This window comes from Acinetobacter tjernbergiae DSM 14971 = CIP 107465 (assembly GCF_000374425.1).
Lineage (GTDB): Bacteria > Pseudomonadota > Gammaproteobacteria > Pseudomonadales > Moraxellaceae > Acinetobacter > Acinetobacter tjernbergiae.
The window spans coordinates 1-18,389 of sequence record NZ_KB894356.1; the positions used below are offsets into that span (position 1 = coordinate 1).

At 40.2% G+C, this 18,389-nt stretch carries 15 protein-coding genes and 2 pseudogenes; 10 read left to right on the forward strand and 7 right to left on the reverse strand.

Annotated elements, in window-relative coordinates; translation table 11 throughout:
* Positions 1–456: 456 nt before the first annotated feature.
* The 7 genes from C502_RS0103640 (at position 457) to C502_RS0103670 (ending at position 5,504) form a co-directional block, all read left to right on the forward strand.
* On the forward strand, positions 457–1,335 hold the full coding sequence (locus tag C502_RS0103640) for an MlaA family lipoprotein (RefSeq protein WP_018677504.1): 879 nt from the start codon (positions 457–459) through the stop codon (positions 1,333–1,335).
* 128 nt (positions 1,336–1,463) lie between these two features.
* Entirely contained in the window at positions 1,464–2,432 is a 969-nt protein-coding gene (gene gigA / locus C502_RS0103645) for an RsbU family protein phosphatase GigA (RefSeq protein ID WP_018677505.1), read from the forward strand.
* 102 nt (positions 2,433–2,534) lie between these two features.
* The gene (gigB, locus tag C502_RS0103650) at positions 2,535–3,056 is read left to right on the forward strand and encodes an anti-anti-sigma factor GigB (RefSeq protein WP_018677506.1); all 522 of its coding nucleotides are present in this window, start codon (positions 2,535–2,537) and stop codon (positions 3,054–3,056) included.
* 28 nt (positions 3,057–3,084) lie between these two features.
* Positions 3,085–3,909, forward strand: a complete 825-nt coding sequence (locus C502_RS0103655) for a carbon-nitrogen hydrolase family protein (protein ID WP_018677507.1) — start codon at positions 3,085–3,087, stop codon at positions 3,907–3,909.
* A 207-nt stretch (positions 3,910–4,116) separates the two neighbouring features.
* Positions 4,117–4,464, forward strand: coding sequence for a DUF4951 domain-containing protein (locus tag C502_RS0103660; protein ID WP_018677508.1), 348 nt, complete (start codon positions 4,117–4,119; stop codon positions 4,462–4,464).
* Positions 4,465–4,544: 80 nt separating this feature from the next.
* Positions 4,545–4,982, forward strand: coding sequence for a MarR family winged helix-turn-helix transcriptional regulator (locus C502_RS0103665; RefSeq protein WP_018677509.1), 438 nt, complete (start codon positions 4,545–4,547; stop codon positions 4,980–4,982).
* 87 nt (positions 4,983–5,069) lie between these two features.
* Positions 5,070–5,504 (forward strand): organic hydroperoxide resistance protein, encoded by a 435-nt coding sequence (locus C502_RS0103670; RefSeq protein WP_018677510.1) that lies wholly within the window; start codon positions 5,070–5,072, stop codon positions 5,502–5,504.
* Between the two features lie 64 nt (positions 5,505–5,568).
* On the opposite strand, the gene gspE is transcribed toward C502_RS0103670, so the two are convergent.
* Positions 5,569–7,059, reverse strand: a complete 1,491-nt coding sequence (gene gspE, locus C502_RS0103675; RefSeq protein WP_018677511.1) for a type II secretion system ATPase GspE — start codon at positions 7,057–7,059, stop codon at positions 5,569–5,571.
* Between the two features lie 93 nt (positions 7,060–7,152).
* Here gspE and C502_RS0103680 point away from each other — a divergent pair, with 93 nt between their 5' ends.
* Together C502_RS0103680 and C502_RS0103685 are read left to right on the forward strand one after the other, a co-directional pair.
* Positions 7,153–7,974, forward strand: a complete 822-nt coding sequence (locus C502_RS0103680; protein ID WP_018677512.1) for a hypothetical protein — start codon at positions 7,153–7,155, stop codon at positions 7,972–7,974.
* Positions 7,975–7,983: 9 nt separating this feature from the next.
* The gene (locus C502_RS0103685) at positions 7,984–8,901 is read left to right on the forward strand and encodes a mechanosensitive ion channel family protein (protein ID WP_018677513.1); all 918 of its coding nucleotides are present in this window, start codon (positions 7,984–7,986) and stop codon (positions 8,899–8,901) included.
* Here C502_RS0103685 and C502_RS0103690 read toward each other — a convergent pair.
* Together C502_RS0103690 and C502_RS19720 are read right to left on the reverse strand one after the other, a co-directional pair.
* Positions 8,902–11,202: pseudogene (locus tag C502_RS0103690) on the reverse strand (DUF2339 domain-containing protein); the annotation flags it as partial.
* Between the two features lie 173 nt (positions 11,203–11,375).
* Positions 11,376–11,775, reverse strand: a pseudogene (locus C502_RS19720) (DUF2339 domain-containing protein); the annotation flags it as partial.
* A gap of 189 nt (positions 11,776–11,964) precedes the next feature.
* Here C502_RS19720 and polA point away from each other — a divergent pair.
* On the forward strand, positions 11,965–14,730 hold the full coding sequence (gene polA, locus C502_RS0103695) for a DNA polymerase I (RefSeq protein WP_018677515.1): 2,766 nt from the start codon (positions 11,965–11,967) through the stop codon (positions 14,728–14,730).
* A 58-nt stretch (positions 14,731–14,788) separates the two neighbouring features.
* Here polA and C502_RS0103700 read toward each other — a convergent pair whose 3' ends face one another.
* The 4 genes from C502_RS0103700 to C502_RS0103715 are packed head-to-tail and all read right to left on the reverse strand — an operon-like array spanning position 14,789 to position 18,370.
* Positions 14,789–15,358, reverse strand: coding sequence for a YggT family protein (locus C502_RS0103700; protein ID WP_018677516.1), 570 nt, complete (start codon positions 15,356–15,358; stop codon positions 14,789–14,791).
* A 16-nt stretch (positions 15,359–15,374) separates the two neighbouring features.
* The gene (gene proC / locus C502_RS0103705) at positions 15,375–16,214 is read right to left on the reverse strand and encodes a pyrroline-5-carboxylate reductase (RefSeq protein WP_018677517.1); all 840 of its coding nucleotides are present in this window, start codon (positions 16,212–16,214) and stop codon (positions 15,375–15,377) included.
* Positions 16,215–16,217: 3 nt separating this feature from the next.
* Positions 16,218–17,609, reverse strand: coding sequence for a tRNA lysidine(34) synthetase TilS (gene tilS, locus C502_RS0103710; RefSeq protein WP_081401091.1), 1,392 nt, complete (start codon positions 17,607–17,609; stop codon positions 16,218–16,220).
* On the reverse strand, positions 17,546–18,370 hold the full coding sequence (locus tag C502_RS0103715) for an acetyl-CoA carboxylase carboxyltransferase subunit alpha (protein WP_018677519.1): 825 nt from the start codon (positions 18,368–18,370) through the stop codon (positions 17,546–17,548). The genes tilS and C502_RS0103715 overlap by 64 nt, the downstream gene beginning before the upstream one ends.
* Positions 18,371–18,389: the final 19 nt, after the last annotated feature.

The following is an 18,389-nucleotide window of genomic DNA, read 5'->3' on the forward strand; positions in this document are numbered from 1 at the left end:
TTTTCGATCGATCAATCAGTAAAAATCCACACAAGTTGTTCTTCTATTCTCTTAATGATCTTCTCGATGATTCGTCATCATCAAGCTAGGTCGGCTATGTTACTCTAATTTCAACTAAAGTCAACAGGTAATTTAGATATTTTCAAAACCTACCAATCTTTCCAAGAATCCAACCTTTAAGCCAAATCCTTGTTTCTCAACAAGTTTTTATCTGCATCACCGCCGATGGATGTGCATTCTACAGCATTCCTAACCCAATACAACCCCCTTTCTTATTATTTCTTTTTAACTGGTCGTTTTTAGAGCAAATTCACAATTTTTCTTATATTTTTCGACCAAATTTGTTTTAATAATAAGAGAACAATTAAACTGTATTTCTCATATCTATATTTTGCGTTGAGCTGCACAATCATTTTAATGAATGTATTTTCGCTCTAACAGCAATAAGGACTTAGTATGCATTACTCTAATTTTATCTTGCTCAGCCTGCTAACAACAGGAGCATGTACATCAGTATTGGCACAAGAAGTTCCGAATGGATCAGCAGCCCAAACAAATACCCCACTAACGGCTGAACAAAAGATTTCAACTATTCAAGCAATTAAAGATTTAAAACATCTAACGAAGAACGATTTAAAAGTAAATGCTAATGCAGCTCAACCCGATGCAGTTAAAGATCCTTTACAACCATTAAATCGCCAAATATTTGTTCTTAATGATGCTTTAGATCGTAATCTACTAAAACCTGTAGCAATACAATATGTTACCAAAGTGCCTGTAGAAGTGCGTAGTCCATATCGCCAATTTCGCAAAAACCTAGGTGAACCCTGGAATGCAGTAAATCAGCTAATCCAAGGTCGCCCAAGCCGCGCTGCTAAAACATTGGGTCGTTTTTCAATCAATACACTAACAACTTTAGGTTTTGCAGACCCTGCTCGTCGATTAGGACTATCCACCGAAGAAGAAAGTTTCGGAGTAACTTTAGGATATTATGGAGTTCCATCTGGACCATATGTGATGTTGCCTTTTTTTGGTCCAAGTACTTTCCGTGATGGTTTTGGCTTAGCAGCAGATAGTTTTGGTCGCCCACAGAAATATTTATTAGATGATCAAAAAGGCATATATTGGTCAACTAACTTATTACAAGCGGTCGATGCTCGCTCTCAAATATTAGATATTGAGGAAAGTTTAAAAGGTGATAAATATTCAATGATTCGCGACTTCTATTTGCAACGTAAAGCATTTCAAATTGCAGAAAAACGTGGCGACTCAAATGACGTCTCTTTTGTAAGTGATGAAAATGATGCCAATGATTCATCTGTTGAAGAAAAATGATTAAATTTAAATAATATTTTCAAAATATAGAATTGTCAGTAAATTTAACGCTGGCAATACTATGTTTTAGATCATCTTTCATCTATGATGAATGAATAATGATCATACAAAGGATTGGTTATTCATCTATGTATTTCATTCAACCGACACGCTCAATACCTTATTTAGATCAAGCTTTAATTGAGTTACCGAGTTTGCAGATCATTCACATCGATGATTTAGATTTGTATGATCAAACGATTATTGCGATTGCAGATGTACAAGATTTTTTAAAACATCAGTGGAAACTACCTACTATTGTTCTAGCTTTCGAACATGAAGGAAATGCTTTAGCTGAAGCTTGGGAAATGGGTGCACTCGCAGGTTGGATTTGGAATAGTTTACCTAAAAATCCTGTACATTCATTATTTAAAATTGATGCACAGTATAAGCGCAATCAAGATAGTAGAGATTTACCATCCGCAGCTGAATTACAAAAGCGCCTGTTACCCAACCCAATTGAGTTACCCAACTATCAATTTGAATCTTTTTTTCAACCATCTGCTTATTTATCTGGAGATTGGTATGATTACTGGAGATTAAATGATGACGAAGTTCTCTTTTATCTTGCTGATGTTTCTGGGCATGGGGTAACTAGTAGCTTACTTACCTCATGGATGGCTGCATTTCATGGGCGCTCAAAGACTCCTGGTCAATTGATCCAAAAACTAAATGCCATGCTCGTACAAGAAAATATTGAAAAACATATTACCATGGTCGCAGGAATACTAAATCTAGTTACCCATGAAGTACGTTGGTCTAGCGCTGGACATTATCCTCCTCCGATTATCTTTGAACCTAATCAGCCACCACAAATCCTGACGACAAGTAGCTTTCCATTAGGGCTCACAGAAGAACTTGAAGTTGAAGAACATCGTTGTGTATTAAGTCGTCATGCACGATTTATTTTATGTTCAGATGGTGCTCTTGAACCTTTTGATGGTGGTTTGAATGATCAATTCAATCAATTGGTCGAACATCTGCAAAATGATTCATTCAAAGCACCAGATCATGTCGCAGATGACATCGCAATTCTCAGCTTATGTCGAATGAATTAATTTTAAAATCAATATTTTAATTAGATCACAGCATCCAACCACTTGTGTCTAGAATATCACTATGGGATAATTTTATATCCTTTCTCTGAAAATGGCATTTATATGTCAACAGGTCATGTTGAATATGCAAGTTTAAATGGAACGCATATTTTCAAACTTATAGGCGAAGTGCGTGCTCACTCTTGCATAAGTTTAGACAAACTACTCAACAGAATTGAACAGCAACAAAATGTTGTCGGTGCAATCGTTGATTTAAGTGAAACCACGTTTATTGACAGCACTGTTTTAGGTGTGTTGGCAAAATTAGGTCTCAAGCTAAAACAAATTCATCACATACAAGCTGTAATGCTTTCAACAAATCCAGATATTACTACCTTAGCCAATAGTATGGGGCTAGGTCAGGTATTTGTAATTTTAAATTACTGCGGTGATCCCAATGTATTCACTTTAGAACTGACTGAAGAGCATGTAACACATAGTGCAATGCTCAATACTGTACTTGATGCACACAAAACATTGATGCGTTTAAATGAAAATAACCAAAATATGTTTGAGCCTCTTGTGAAGCAATTGCAAAAAGAACAAGAGTGCTTATCTCTTGATTCACAAAAACAAAATGCATAATTGTTGAAAACCTAATCTTGATGCCGATATGACTTTACTTTCTGTTGTACAAATGAATTCTCAAAATGACATTGAAGCAAATTTCCTTGTCATTGAATCATTGATTCAACAAAGTAAGGCTCAAGCGGCAGAGTTGATTGTTTTCCCTGAAAATTTCGTCTGTTTTGCAGCTGGAAAACAGCGTGAAACTGCTGCGCAATTCGAGAGCATTCAACAGCGTTTAGAACAACTTGCTTATCGTTATCAAATCTGGATTATCGCGGGCACACTCCCTTGCCCTTTTCGTCCAGATGGTTCAATTATTAATGATGGTCGAGTTCGAACGGTCAGCTTATGCATTAGCCCTGAAAGAACTGAAGCACGTTACGACAAAATCCATTTGTTTGATGTACAAGTCGGTGATGCGGTTGGTGGGTATCAAGAGTCAAAGTTCTTTGAAGCAGGTGATAACGTCGTTGTTGCAAAAACACCTTATGGCAATATTGGTTTAATGGTGTGTTATGACTTGCGCTTCCCTGAACTTGCTCTAATGTTACGTCAGCAAGGGGCAAATATTTTAACTGCGCCTGCTGCATTTACTTACACAACAGGTCAGCTTCATTGGCAATTACTATTACAAGCACGAGCAATGGACAGCCAATGTTATGTTCTAGGTGCAGCCCAACAAGGTTGGCATGGTGAACAACGCCAAACTTGGGGACATGCAGGAATTACCAATAGCCGAGGGCAACTGTTAGAAATAATCAATACGGAAGGACACGGTTTAATGACCTGTTCATTTGATCTAGCCGAGCAAAATGAGATCCGACTTGCAATGCCACTGATGGAGCATCGTAAGCTCATCAATTATTAAAAATGAGACACTCCACGTATTTAAGTCACCCTTTGTACAAATTATCCTCATCTGACAACACTTTGACTGCAATAGTCAGCTTTCATAAATGTATGTTTTCCAGGATCATGATTTAATAGACTTTATTCATCATGGTAGAACAGGATCAAACGATCAAATTCCATGTCTGATGTAATATCTTCAATTAATTCGTATTAAGTTTGATTTATGTTTAAAGTAATTTTTTTATTTTTTATAGGGGCAATTGCACAACTCCATGCAGCAGTGGTTGATACGAATACGAGTCCACAAAATACCTTGTCCACGCCACAAAATTTATCACTAAACTCTTTTGGGCAATGGGTGATTGGTTGGGGAACAGGAGCTGAAGGTGCAAGACAACGATTAGATAATATCCAGCGAGAGGATGTCATTATTATCAAACAAAAAGGTGCAACCTTAGACATGATTGTTGCTTGGCAACAATATTATGAGCAAGAAGCCCAAAATAATCTTAACAATCCAACGGCACGTTATAGAGCACGTTTGATGAAAAAGATTGCTGAACTCTGGTAATGATTGAAATAGAATCGGTTTAGGTAATCACCAATAGATCACGATATACTCATTATATTAGTACAACGTTTGAGAACCACATGGGCGATGAGCATCAGCAATTGTTATTAGATAATCAGTTATGTTTTCTGATTTATTCGACCAACCTTGCCTTAAATCAAGTCTATCGTCAATTGCTTGCCCCTCTTGGATTAACCTATCCTCAATATCTTGTGATGTTAGTGCTTTGGGAAAAGGATCAATTAAGCGTTTCTGAAATTGGAGAACGGCTGTTCTTAGAATCCTCCACACTCACTCCGTTGTTAAAAAAATTGGAAATATCACAACTGATTACGCGCAAGCGCTCAGCCAAAGATGAAAGACAAGTTATTATTTCGCTGACACAACAAGGGCACAATTTAAAACTCAAAGCGGTTGATATTCCCAATCAAATTTCTCAAGCGGCATCATGTACACCATCAACGCTGAACAATTTAAAAGATCAAATTTCAACACTACGTGACAACCTACTTAAATAATATTTAAATTTAGAGAGGAAAGACTTGTTTTTTTATTTATATCGTATACGATTTAATTGTACACAATATTATTTTGGAATAAAAACCATGTCTCTAGAACAAGTTGTTTATCGTGCAAAAGCCAAAGCTACAGGCGGTCGTGATGGTCGTGCAACATCATCAGATGGTGTATTAGATGTAAAACTCGGTGTACCTAAAGAAATGGGCGGTGCTGGTGGTGAAGTCACCAATCCTGAACAGCTTTTTGCTGCGGGTTATTCGGCATGTTTCTTAGGAGCGATGAAATTTGTTGCAAATCGCGACAAACTCAAAATTACAAAAGATGCTTATGTTGAGGGTGAAGTTGGAATTGGTCCAATTCCAAATGGCTTTGGTATTGAAGTCACTTTAAATGTTTATCTGATTGGTATAGAACAAGCTGAAGCTGAACAATTGGTTGCCGCAGCGCACATTGTTTGCCCATACTCAAATGCGACTCGTGGCAACATTGATGTGAATTTTAATATCGTGACCACAGAATAAGCATTTCGCAAAGAAAAACAGCATGGATCACCATGCTGTTTTTTTATTTAAGGGCTTAACTTAATTATTCTTCAGCCGCTTCATTGGTCACACGCAATACTTCTTCTAATGTGGTTTTACCTGCTAGAACCTTGAGCAAACCATCATCACGAATCGAAGCTGCATGACGACGCGCATGATTTTCCAACTCAAATTCAGCTGCATTGCCATGAATCAAACGGCGCATCGGCTCATCAATTGGGGCAATTTCATAGATGGCGGTTCGCCCACTGAAACCAACATGTGAACATTTCTCACAACCATTCGGTTGAGGTAACTGCATATGTTGATCCACTTTGAGATGTTGGAACACTTGTCGCTCAAAATCATCCGCTTTACGCCAAGTCACACAATGTGGACATAAGGTACGAACAAGACGTTGCGCAATAACTCCAATCAAGGAACTCGCCAGTAGGAAAGGCTCGATTCCCATATCTTTTAAACGAGTTACCGCACCAATTGCCGTATTGGTATGCAGTGTTGATAGCACTAAATGACCCGTTAAAGAGGCTTGTACCGCAATCTCAGCAGTCTCAAGATCACGAATCTCGCCCACCATGACCACATCTGGGTCTTGGCGCAACATCGCTTTCAAAGCACGAGCAAAAGTCATATCCACTTTGGTGTTGACTTGTGTTTGACCAATCCCTTCAATTTGATATTCAATCGGATCTTCAGCAGTCAAAATATTACGGGTGTTGTCATTCAAATCAGATAATGCTGCATACAAGGTCGTGGTTTTTCCCGAACCTGTTGGTCCAGTCACCAAAATAATGCCATGTGGTCGATGTACCAATTGCGTTAAACGCTCATAGTCATTTTTCATCAACCCGAGATGGGTCATATTCAGACGACCTGCTTGCTTATCCAACAAACGCATCACCACACGTTCACCGTGAGATGAAGGTAATGTCGAAACACGCACATCCACTTCTCGCCCAGCCAACCGTAATGAAATACGCCCATCTTGAGGGACGCGCTTTTCAGCAATATCTAGTTTCGCCATAACTTTAATACGTGAAACTAAAAGCGGTGCAAGTTCACGGCGTGGCTGAACGATTTCACGCAACTGTCCATCGACACGTAACCGTACTGAGAGTTTTTTCTCAAAGGCTTCGATATGGATATCAGAGGCACTGACACGAATGGCTTCAGACAACAAGGCATTAATCAGACGAACAATTGGAGCATCATCTTCTTGATCCATCAAGTCTTCAGCTTCAGGCACTTGATCTGCCAAACTTAATAAATCGGGATGATCTTCTAGACCCGCTGCAACTTGTTGAGATTCGCCTGTATCACCTGCATAACTGGAACTGAGTAAGGCATGAAACTCTTGATCAGTACACAATTGATCATGAGCTACCCTCCCCAAAACTCGACGTGCTTCCTGCAAAGCAATACGCGCGGTGTCCTTCCGTCGCACAATAAAAATTTGATCGCCTTCATAACGTAATAACACGCCATGTCGTTTCGCAAAACTATAAGGAATTTGTATTTGTTTAAGTATTTGCATCACACAAATAATGATAAGAGAAAGTATTGAGTGTACTCTAAGCAGATTACAGCGTGAAGTCTGTTTAGCATACTCACACAGGAATTTTGCATCTTGTCTCAAAATAATCAACATCAAACGCCACATTCCAACACATTGAAATGGTGGGGCGAACAACAATTTGAAATTCAGCAAGCCAAAGCTTGGCAATTTGGTTCATTACTGTTCCGCCTGACACGTGGTCTTAAAGAGTGGCGATTGGAATATCATCGCCCCCAGTCCCAGCATGATTATGAACAACAATGGCAAGTTCTAAATGACACGATTTTTGCAATGCCACAACCTGCAAAAATCGAACGCTATATGTTTCATAACACCCAAAGTACATTCCATTTAATGCCGCGTTTAGCAGATCGTTCTGTCGTGATTAAGCCTGTTGACCCAATCTATATTCCCGCAGGACAACGAGGGACTTTATATATCAGCACACCATTATGGATTGCAGGTTTAGTCGATGGACTCACTGAACCGCTATTTGATATTCCTGTGATTCAGCCGAAAGACACATGGTTTGGTAAAGATCCTCAAAATGGTGAAATTTGCTATGCCACGTCTGTCGATGGTCGTACTGATTTAAATCTGTTAAAACCGCGTGCTTTCCGTGCAGTCACTCCAATTGAATTTCACAATACCAGCCCACATCAGTTACGTTTTGATCGTATGAATGTACCTGTTCCTGCTCTGCCCCTGTTTTATAGTGAAAGTACAGGGCGTTTATGGACTTCACAAATCAAAGTCTATTACGAAGGGACAGATCATCCTGCACGTATTCGGATTGAAAATAAAACACCTGCCCAAGCAGGTGAGGTGATTTATGTTCATCCTCCTCGTGCGCCTGGCAGTACCTTATTCAATATGTTTGATTCATTCTTTTAAGAGGTTGCTATGCCCGACTCAAATATTCCCAAGGATGTTGCTAGTAGCCTCACCAGTATTTTTACCAATATTAACTTCGAACGCTTAAGTGAAATCGTTGTTGCACTTATTCTCGCATTTATCGGTTTTGTCATCGCTCGACTGGTATCCAATGCCTTCATTCGCACCATTGGCAACGGTTTTAATGCCCACCAACGCCTGCTATGGCGTCGAGGTATTTTTTATTTTATTTTCCTGCTGTTTATTATGACCAGTTTAAGAGAGGCTGGATTTAAACTCAGCGTCTTCTTAGGTGCGGCAGGGATTCTAACCGTTGCTTTGGGTTTTGCATCACAAACCTCAGCAACCAATTTGATCAGTGGCTTGTTCTTGATTGGTGAGGGTTCTTTTGAGGTTGGCGATACAATTCAAATCACCTTGATTCGAGGGCAAACGATAGAAGGACAAGTGATTTCAATTGACTTGCTCTCAGTCAAATTACTTACTCTGGATAATGTCTATATTCGCCTGCCCAATGAGCAACTGATTCGAACACCCGTCATGAATTTATCAAAATATCCAATACGGCGTATTCCAATTACATTGGCGATCAATTTCCATGAAGACATTATCAAAGTTCGACAAGTATTATTAGATGTTGCTGCCAAATATCCATTGGTGATGGATGATCCGAAAGCAACCGTTACCGTCACAGCATTTCGGGAATCTTCGATTGAACTCCTATTTGCGGTTTGGTGTCGACAGGAAAATGCATTGAAAGTTCGTGATGAAATGCAAGAACGTGTCCGTAATGGATTCTTGGAAAATCAAATTGAAATTCCTGTACCTAAAATGGGCTTAATTGATCGCCCTTTACCATTAGAAGATGACGAGGTTGATCAATATACCCATCAAAAAGAACTGAAAAAAGCGGAGAAAGAGCGATAATCAACTCTCTTTCTCAGATTCCTCAAGTGTTGGTGGTAACGGTGCAAGATAAGCAATCACAAGCATGATTGCACCTGAACCAATGAATGAAATTACCCGAGTTAATGTGCCACTTTGCGATAGATCAAGCAGCAATAATTTAACAACCACAATACCTAACAAGGCAGCCCCGACAAACCAGATTTGTCGAATATGACGGCGACTTGAAAATGTCATCAGAACAAAAGCCAAAATCACCCACAACAAAGTCAAACTCAGCTGCACATCGCCATTCGACCAAATCTCTATACTCCAGAGTGGTGTCCCAAGATAATGATGCATTGCCCGCACTACCACACTACTCAAGATCAAGAGACCAATTAAAATGGTTGCCACTTTAAAGCCCCATTCGATTGAATGCTCATCACTCAACTTATAATGGTAGATTGTCCAAATCAGCCCGATGAATACGACTAAAGAGAACAGGTCGGTCAAGTTTAACAGTGGCAAGACATAATATTGTTCAGCAGAGTGTGTATCTAAACTAATCAGAATCAACCAAACTAGACTTAAACTAAGCACAGGTATTTGTTGTAAAACTTGTGTATTTTTATTGGCTATTAAAAATATTCCATATAATGCTGGAATGAGGGCCAATCCAATCAGTGGCATAATTGGGGAAACCGCCAAACCAATGCTCGCCAAACTTAACCACAATAAAGTTGACCGTATAATAAGACCTTGTTTTGAAGAAGCAGTTTTTAAGGTGATTAGCATCAAAGCCAATACGACTGAAGCCATAGCAAAGGTCACTTGATTTAAGTGACTTGACCAATGCAACAGGAAATATACATTCTCTGCAAAACTTTCTCCATAAAGCAGAAATAATAAACTCCCCAATAGGATCAGTTGTACATTGTCCCACTGCAATTTTGATTTAAAGTGAACAGCAAGACGAAACAAAGCCAACAATAAAACTGCAATCACTAAATATGGACTGAGTCCATGTTGTTGCCATTGCATAAACTCAACACCTGCAATCGCTCCTGCATACATCCCTAGCGCTAGAAAAATTCCACTCAACATTCGAGCGCTGAAATATTTTTCGACATTTTGGTAGTGCAACAAATAAAAAGCAGAAATAAATTGTGCTACGGCATAAATCACTGTACTTAGAATTGGAAAATGATCATTTGACCAAACTTGGAAAAGTAGAGCCACTGAACTTAGCAATACCAGTGCGACACCGATATAGCGACTTAAACGATAACGTTCTGTTACCCCCCAGACAATCAATGCTGTTCCTTGAATCACCCAACCCGTCGATGTCCAATGCGCCCCTTTCGCCAATGGAAAAATTAATGCCGTAAAGACCACTGCCAGAATAAAAAAACTTTTTGCCAAGGTGGATAATTGTGGATGCTGACGTTTAATCCATAGATTTAACGAGATATACACCACAGCTAATGCAACTGCTCCCCAAGTCAACGCTTGAGTCGAGTTATGCATTAAATATGCATGTAGAGAGAACCCCAGTACAGGTACACTAAAGATCAATCCTACATCTAAAATTGGTTGTAAGCGTTGACTACTGTAATGAGCTTCCTGCGCTATATTTGAGTCTTGATGCTGTGTGCGTAACATCAATTGGCTATAACGAATACTCAGCCAGATAAATAAAGTAATGTGCAACCATAAGATAATATCTAAGGTGTCAAACTGATATGTTTTTGCATAGATCCCAATCGTTGCACCACCAATAAACATGGTGGCGAAAAATGCGATTTGATGCAGAATTTTCCACGGCTGAATAAAATTAACCGCAGCAACAGCTAAATTAATTAAAAAATAATAGCCAAATAAGAAAATCACATCAGGATGATTTTGCGGAATCACCAATGGCGCAAGGTAAGCCATGCTCAAAGCCAGCATTGACAAATACAAGGTTTGCTGTTTTAGACTCAGATAAACCGTCGCCAACAATAAAATCACGAATAAAATACTGGCGGTAGTTAAACTGGCAATCACTGCAAAATGATGTGAAAAAATGAGCGTTAAAAATACAACTGCTAAACCCACGCCTTGTAAAGCTACAGCAAATAGCTGATTTTTCTTTTGAAGAAAATAGCCTGCAATGGTCGTAACAACCCCAGCAACAGCAATAAAACTGAGTTTTACACCTAGGCTTAACTGCCAATGCTCACTGGCAAAGCGTAATAACAGCACCACACCGACCATCAATAGTACAACGGCAACACGTAAAATTGGATTGCCGTGTATCATCCAATCTAGGGCTGGTTGCCACCAAACTGGCGCTTTTGCTTGGGCTAAATTAGGTGGCTGAGTCGCTACATCAATTGCAGTTTGCGATGATTCAGGTTGAGCTTGCATCCAAGCAGGATACTGTTCAAAAGCTGGAGTCTGAGTTTCTGTCTGCTTAGCTTCATCAAAATGCAGTTCAATATTTTGGGCGTTGATCTTTTGCTGAACTAAAGCCTCTATTTCAGGCTCTACATTTGCATATTGCTCTAAATGTAGCAAACGGGTCTGAAAAGCACTGATCGTTTGAATTAAACATAACATCAGCACCAACAATGCACCGCCAGCTAACCACATCCATGTATTGGCATAAGCAAAAAGTGCCACCAATGCTGCACTATAAATGACAATTTTTTGTACATGAATATTGGCAGATTGTGCAAAAGCATTCGGCGCAACTTGTTCCAACTGACACAAACGCTGATGAATCTCTGAAAGAATGTGCACAATAACAACAGTTAATCCAACTGTTGCGGCAACAATCGCTCCATGCCATTGAAATGCAATTGCGCAAGCAAGCAGCACAGTCAAAGCAACTAAAACGATAATAATTCCCTGTTTATTTTTTTTATACATAGACTTAGATCAATTATGACAGCTTCATTTAAGTTATCTTACTTGATCACTTGATAAGCAGCCATTTTTACATACAAAATACTGCAATTATTTAACACGACACAGTTTGCCACTGCTCTACAAGACAACAAGGACAGCCACTACTTTTTCACGTAAAATGGCATTTAGTTCATCATAAGGATTTGCATAATGCCACCTTTTGTCTTGGTTGACGGGTCTTATTTTTTATTTCGTGCTTTTCACGCCTTACCGCCATTAACAACCTCTACAGGTTTACATACCAATGCAATACGTGGTGCAATTTCAGCAATCCAAAAATTAATGCGTCGTACTCAGCCAACCCATATGGCTGTAATTTTTGATACACCAGAACCCACTTTCCGCCATAAATTATCACCCATTTATAAAGGCGATCGCCCAAGCATGCCTGAGGAATTGTCTCAACAAATTCCTTATTTACATGCACTCATCAAAGCACAAGGCATTCCTTTATATAGCCTACCTGGTGCGGAAGCCGATGATATTATTGGGACACTCACCAAACGCGCTTTGGCTGAAGGTCATCATGTCTTGATCTCGACAGGTGACAAAGACATGGCACAATTGGTCAACGAACATGTCAAACTTGAAGATAGTTTTAAAGAACGTGTTTTGGATGAAGCGGGGGTGCTTGAGAAATTCGGTGTGCATCCACATCAAATTATTGATTATCTCACGCTGATGGGCGATGCTTCTGACGGCATTATGGGCGTCCCAGGCGTAGGTGCAAAAACTGCGGCTAAACTTCTAAATGAATATGGCTCATTGGATAACATCATTGCCAATGCAGATCAGCTTAAAGGCAAAATTAGTCAAAATATTAAAGATAATTTAGATAACATCAAGATTGACCATCAACTTGCCAGTATTGTCTGTGATCTAGAACTCAATTTAGATTGGCATGATCTTAAACTCTGTAACCCTAATACCGATCACCTACGCCATCTCTATACCGAATTAGAGTTTCGTAACCAACTACAGTCCTTAGATCATCCAAACAATCCGAATACATCCGCGTATCAACAAACCTCTCAAAATATTGTCAAAGCAGAACAAAAAACAGAACAAGTGCTTGCCGAAGATCATGCCAGCCTGTCTAGCCAAGATGATCAACTCGGAACAGCGACCTATCATACCGTACTCACACAAGCAGCTTGGGATACGCTGTTGCAACGTATGCAACAAGCCGATCACTTTGCGATTGATACTGAAACCACCAACTTAGATTATCGTATCGCAGAGTTAGTTGGCTTTTCAGTGGCTTTCGATGCCAATGATGCCTATTACGTTCCTGTCGCACATGATTATGAAGGTGCGCCTGAACAGTTGAATCGTGAACAGATTCTTGCACAGATCAAACCAATTCTTGAAAATGAACAAGTGCGAAAAATTGGTCATCATCTCAAATATGATGCGCATATCTTTGCCAATCATGGCATCACTATTCAAGGTTGGTATTTCGATACCATGTTGGCTTCTTATGTACTCAATGCTGCGGCGACACGTCATGGCATGGATGATGTTGCACGACTTTATCTCAGCCATTTGACCACAACTTTTGAACAAATCGCAGGTAAAGGTGCTAAACAGAAAACCTTTAACCAGATTGAACTGGAAGTGGCAGCGCATTATGCGGCTGAAGATGCCCATGTCACCTATCGTCTTTATGAAGTGTTAAAAGCAAAACTGCACAGCCACCCTGAACTGGTCAATATTTTGCATAACATCGAAATGCCTGTTGCTCGTGTACTCACAGGTATGGAAGAAGATGGGATTAAACTCGATCATCAATTTTTGGATCAGCTCAGTGTCGAGTTCTCTGAAACGATTCAAACGCTTGAAGCTCAAGCAGCCGAATTAGCAGGTGAAGCCTTTAATGTTGCATCGCCAAAACAAGTCGGTGAAGTTTTATTCGAAAAGCTTGGGCTTAAAGGGGGTAAAAAAACAGCAACGGGTCAATACAGTACCAGTGAAAGTATTTTAGAGAAAATTGAACATCCTTTAGCTGAAGTCATTTTAGAACATCGTGGATTAGCAAAACTCAAAAATACCTATACTGATCGCTTGGTCGAGCAATCTCACGATACAACACATCGTGTGCATACCAGTTATCACCAAGCACTCACGGCAACAGGTCGCTTATCTTCCACTGATCCAAATTTGCAAAATATTCCAATTCGTACGCCAATTGGTCGTCAGATTCGTAAAGCCTTTATCGCCCCTGAAGGTCGTGTGTTACTCGCAGCCGATTATTCACAAATTGAACTGCGTTTGATGGCACATTTCTCTCAGGATGATGCCTTAGTCCACGCCTTCCAACAAGGTCAAGACGTACACCGTCGTACCGCATCAGAAGTATTGGGAATTGCAATTGAAGATGTCACCCATGATCAACGCCGCCAAGCCAAAGCCGTTAACTTCGGCTTACTTTACGGAATGTCTGAGTTTGGTCTTACTCGGCAACTAGGTTTTACACGCGAAGAATCTCGTAGCTATATTGCACGTTATTTCCAACGTTATCCGGGCGTACTCGACTATATGGAACGCACCCGTCAAATTGCACGTGAACAAGGCTTTGTGGAAACCATTTTAGGTCGTCGCCTGTACACACCTGACATTATGGCAACCAATAAAATGATTAAACAAGCGGCTGAGCGTGCTGCGATTAATGCACCTTTACAAGGAAGTGCGGCTGATATTATTAAACTTGCGATGATTGCAGTTGATAAAATCCTACCTAAAGATCAAACCAAGCTTTTATTACAAGTACACGATGAATTGGTATTTGAAGCAGATATTGCGATTGCAAATGAACTTTCAAAACAAATTGCTGACGTGATGCAATCGGTATTAGAAATTTCAGTGCCATTTGTGGTTGAAGTCGGACAGGGGCAAAACTGGGATGCCGCTCACTAAAATAATGTAAATAAAAAAGGGACTGTAATTGATACAGTCCCTTTTGTTTTGAAGCAGATTAAAGACCTGTTAAAAGGACTTTGGCGGCTTCATTCATCAAAATTTCAGCAACATATAATGCCAAATATGCCAAGATTGGAGATAAGTCAATCATTCCAAGATTAGGCAATAGGCGGCGAAAAGGTGCAAGTAAAGGCTCTGCAAGTTCTTGTATGACTTCAATATATGGGGATCTAGACTGCGTAAACATCACCACCCAACTCAAAATAATTGTAGCAAAAATCAAATACTTACAAAAACGAATTAAATCCTGAATCATGGTCACAAAAGTGGTAATCACCAAATAGACTGCACTATGTGGCATTTGCCCTGCTAAATACATCAAACCAAAAATTTTCAGTAAATAAAGTACAACTAATAAAACAATCGCTGCTAAATTAACACGTCCTTTCGCAATAGTAGGCAAACTACGGCTAAAAAGATCCACAATCTTGGTGGCTTTCATGGTTGAAAGCACCACTGGATTGTATGGACTGACTGCCGCCAATTGCATTAAAAATCGAAAGAAGACCAATAAAATTGCAACATTGATCAAAACACCAAAAATTAGCGCAGAACTTGCACCCATAATTGTTTTATCCTAATTAAACTGATTTAGTCTTGTCATCCAACTCTTGTGCAAGCTCTTGGCTACGCTTCTGAGCGGCTGCAAGCGCTGCTTGAATATTTTGTGAAATCTGCGCACGATCAAATACTTCTAGTGCTGCTTGTGTTGTACCGTTTGGAGAAGTCACATTTTTGCGTAACTCTGCTGGAGAATTTGAACTGGTAATTGCCATTTGTGCAGCACCTAATGCCGTTTGCAAGGTCAATGCAGTTGCAACTTTCTCATCTAAGCCCAAATTTTTACCCGCACGAATCATACTTTCCATTAAATAGAAAAAGTACGCAGGACCAGAACCTGATACCGCAGTGACCGCATCAATTTGAGCTTCATTATCCACCCAAATCGTTAAACCCGTAGTCGCAAGAATTTGAGTCGCTAATTCACGGTCTTGTGCATTGACTGCTGCTGAGGCATAAATACCATGTGCGCCAGTTTGAACCAATGCTGGTGTATTTGGCATGACACGTACAATACGCTCACTCCCACCAATCAACGCTGAAATCGTTTGAATCTCAGCACCCGCAATAATTGAGATCACCAGTTTATCTGACAATAAATCTTTTAATGGTTGTAAAACCGTTGCCAAAACTTGTGGTTTTACCGCTAAAACCACCACATCTGCATGTTGAATTGCATCAACATTATCTGTTGTGGTTTGAATCCCTTTTTCTTCTAATATATGACGAATCTGTTCTACAGGGTCAGAAACCGTAATACGGGTTGTGGGTAAACCACGAGAAAGCAAGCCACCAATCAAGGCTTGCGCCATATTACCGCCGCCAATAAAACAAATATTTTGATTCAATGCTGTCGCCATGTCCTACTCATCACGTGAAAAAGACTGCTGAAAAAAGTCATTACAGTCAGAAATTAAACTTGGTTGCCAACCACCCTGCTCTAGATACTCAGATTGTGCCAACCAGAAACCTTTAGGGCTAAAAACCCCAAGCATAACATTATCCACGACTAATATTTGAATTGTATGACGTAACCAAGGCAAAATCTGTGCATCTTGAATGGCTTTTTTGAGTGGCCAATGCCCAACTCGACCATAGAGATGAATTTTTTCACCCCCTTGCCGTTTCAGTAACATTAGCTCTCGCCCTAGAAGCTTTGGGGAAAACCCAAGAGTTTGAGATTCGATCTTAAATGTTCCAGCCGCAACTTTGATCGTTTCACCCATCTCATATCGCTCTAACAACACAGATGGAATGGTAGATTGTTTTTCTGCATATAACTGGTCGTGAGTTAAACGATATAACTTCTTCTGATAGCGAACGAAATAATCTTGATTGATGTGTAAAGTCGCTTGAGCATCTGGTTTTGCCAGAATCACTTCTTGTTGTAAGCGTTTTACCATCTCGTAGCTTGGACGATATTGATCATCTCCTTTCATCCAAGCAGACAATAATTGACGTTGTCGAGCTGCGGAAAGTTGAGCAAATGTATTCAAGTCAAGCTCACGATGTGTGGCGCATTGCTTCCAATCGCCCTGTAACACATCCGCTAAAATTTCAGCGGCATCCTGCATAAGATAACTGGTACGAGCGACAGCCGTTTGCATCTTCGGGAAGCGTTTTTGTAAAACGGCCCATAGTTCTTCTCGGCACCACGCCCGATCATAATGCGTATCATGATTGGTTGGATCGGTAACATAATCAAAACCAAATTGCTGCGACCATTGCTCAATTTGTTCTCGGCTTAAATCTAAAAATGGTCGCCAAATGGTCATCTCTTGACGGATATCAATTTGCTGCATCGCAGCCAAACCATTGACTCCTGCCCCAGAAAATAACCGTAATAATAACGTTTCAGCTTGATCTTGCTGATGATGCGCCAAAACTAGAATTTCATTGGGTTTCAAATGTTGCTGATAGGCTTGATAACGTGCTTGGCGAGCTTGTTGCTCTAAATTCCCCGTCTCAACAGAGACTTTCTGAACCATACAAGGAATATTCAACACTTCAGATTGTTTTTGTACTTGCATTCCCCACGCAGCGCTCATCGACTGTAATTGATGATCGATATAAATCGCACGGGTTTGTGTTGGAAAAATTTCAGCCATTAGATACAGCAACAGCATGGAATCCATGCCGCCGCTACACCCAATTAAAAATTGGGCGTGTTCAGGAAATTGTTGTGTTTGTGCTAAGACACGATGCCTAAATTGCTGCTGCCAAACTTCATTAAACGTTGATAACGTGCGTCGCATCGTGCTTGAGCATCCATCGGTTGCAATTCATCTAAAGCTTGTTTTAGTACATCTTTCAAATCATACATGACTTTTTCAGGTTGCAAATGCGCACCCTCACCTTCATCTACAACATACTCAACAATACCCAAAGCTTTAAGCTTATCTGCGGTTAAAGCAAGTGCCTCGCTCGCCTGAGCTGCTTTATCGGCTGTTTTCCATAAAATTGATGCACAACCTTCTGGAGAAATCACCGAATAAATACTATGTGACAGCATGATTACACGATCTGCAACACCAATACCCAATGCACCGCCTGAACCGCCCTCACCCAATACTGTGGCAATGACAGGAACTTTCAAGCTTGAAAGTTGTGCCAGACTAGTTGCAATCGCTTCCGCTTGACCACGCTCTTCCGCGCCTACGCCTGGATATGCACCCATGGTATCAACAAAAGTAAAAACTGGAAGATTAAAACGCTCAGCCATATCCAATAAACGTTGCGATTTACGATAACCTTCTGGATTACACATGCCGAAGTTATGCTGTAATTTTTCACGTGTGCTGCGACCACGATGTTGACCGACGACCATCACAGGTTGTCCGTCAAAACGCGCCAAACCACCAATCATCGCACCATCATCACCAAATAAACGGTCACCATGAAGTGCATCAAATTCAGTAAAGATTTCACTGACATAATCTAGAAATTGCGGACGTTCAGGGTGTCGTGCAATTTGAACCGTAGCCCAAGCCTTGGACTGAATCGCTTTATTTTTCATAAGTCGTAGATAATCCCTA

What these genes read in the sequence shown, in the direction of transcription:
- C502_RS0103640 (WP_018677504.1), top strand. Translation starts at nt 457, where the DNA reads ATGCATTACTCTAATTTTATCTTGCTCAGCCTGCTAACAACAGGAGCA.
- gigA (WP_018677505.1), top strand. Translation starts at nt 1,464, where the DNA reads ATGTATTTCATTCAACCGACACGCTCAATACCTTATTTAGATCAAGCT.
- gigB (WP_018677506.1), top strand. Translation starts at nt 2,535, where the DNA reads ATGTCAACAGGTCATGTTGAATATGCAAGTTTAAATGGAACGCATATT.
- C502_RS0103655 (WP_018677507.1), top strand. Translation starts at nt 3,085, where the DNA reads ATGACTTTACTTTCTGTTGTACAAATGAATTCTCAAAATGACATTGAA.
- C502_RS0103660 (WP_018677508.1), top strand. Translation starts at nt 4,117, where the DNA reads ATGTTTAAAGTAATTTTTTTATTTTTTATAGGGGCAATTGCACAACTC.
- C502_RS0103665 (WP_018677509.1), top strand. Translation starts at nt 4,545, where the DNA reads ATGGGCGATGAGCATCAGCAATTGTTATTAGATAATCAGTTATGTTTT.
- C502_RS0103670 (WP_018677510.1), top strand. Translation starts at nt 5,070, where the DNA reads ATGTCTCTAGAACAAGTTGTTTATCGTGCAAAAGCCAAAGCTACAGGC.
- gspE (WP_018677511.1), bottom strand. Translation starts at nt 7,059, where the DNA reads ATGCAAATACTTAAACAAATACAAATTCCTTATAGTTTTGCGAAACGA.
- C502_RS0103685 (WP_018677513.1), top strand. Translation starts at nt 7,984, where the DNA reads ATGCCCGACTCAAATATTCCCAAGGATGTTGCTAGTAGCCTCACCAGT.
- polA (WP_018677515.1), top strand. Translation starts at nt 11,965, where the DNA reads ATGCCACCTTTTGTCTTGGTTGACGGGTCTTATTTTTTATTTCGTGCT.
- C502_RS0103700 (WP_018677516.1), bottom strand. Translation starts at nt 15,358, where the DNA reads ATGGGTGCAAGTTCTGCGCTAATTTTTGGTGTTTTGATCAATGTTGCA.
- proC (WP_018677517.1), bottom strand. Translation starts at nt 16,214, where the DNA reads ATGGCGACAGCATTGAATCAAAATATTTGTTTTATTGGCGGCGGTAAT.
- tilS (WP_081401091.1), bottom strand. Translation starts at nt 17,609, where the DNA reads ATGCGACGCACGTTATCAACGTTTAATGAAGTTTGGCAGCAGCAATTT.
- C502_RS0103715 (WP_018677519.1), bottom strand. Translation starts at nt 18,370, where the DNA reads ATGAAAAATAAAGCGATTCAGTCCAAGGCTTGGGCTACGGTTCAAATT.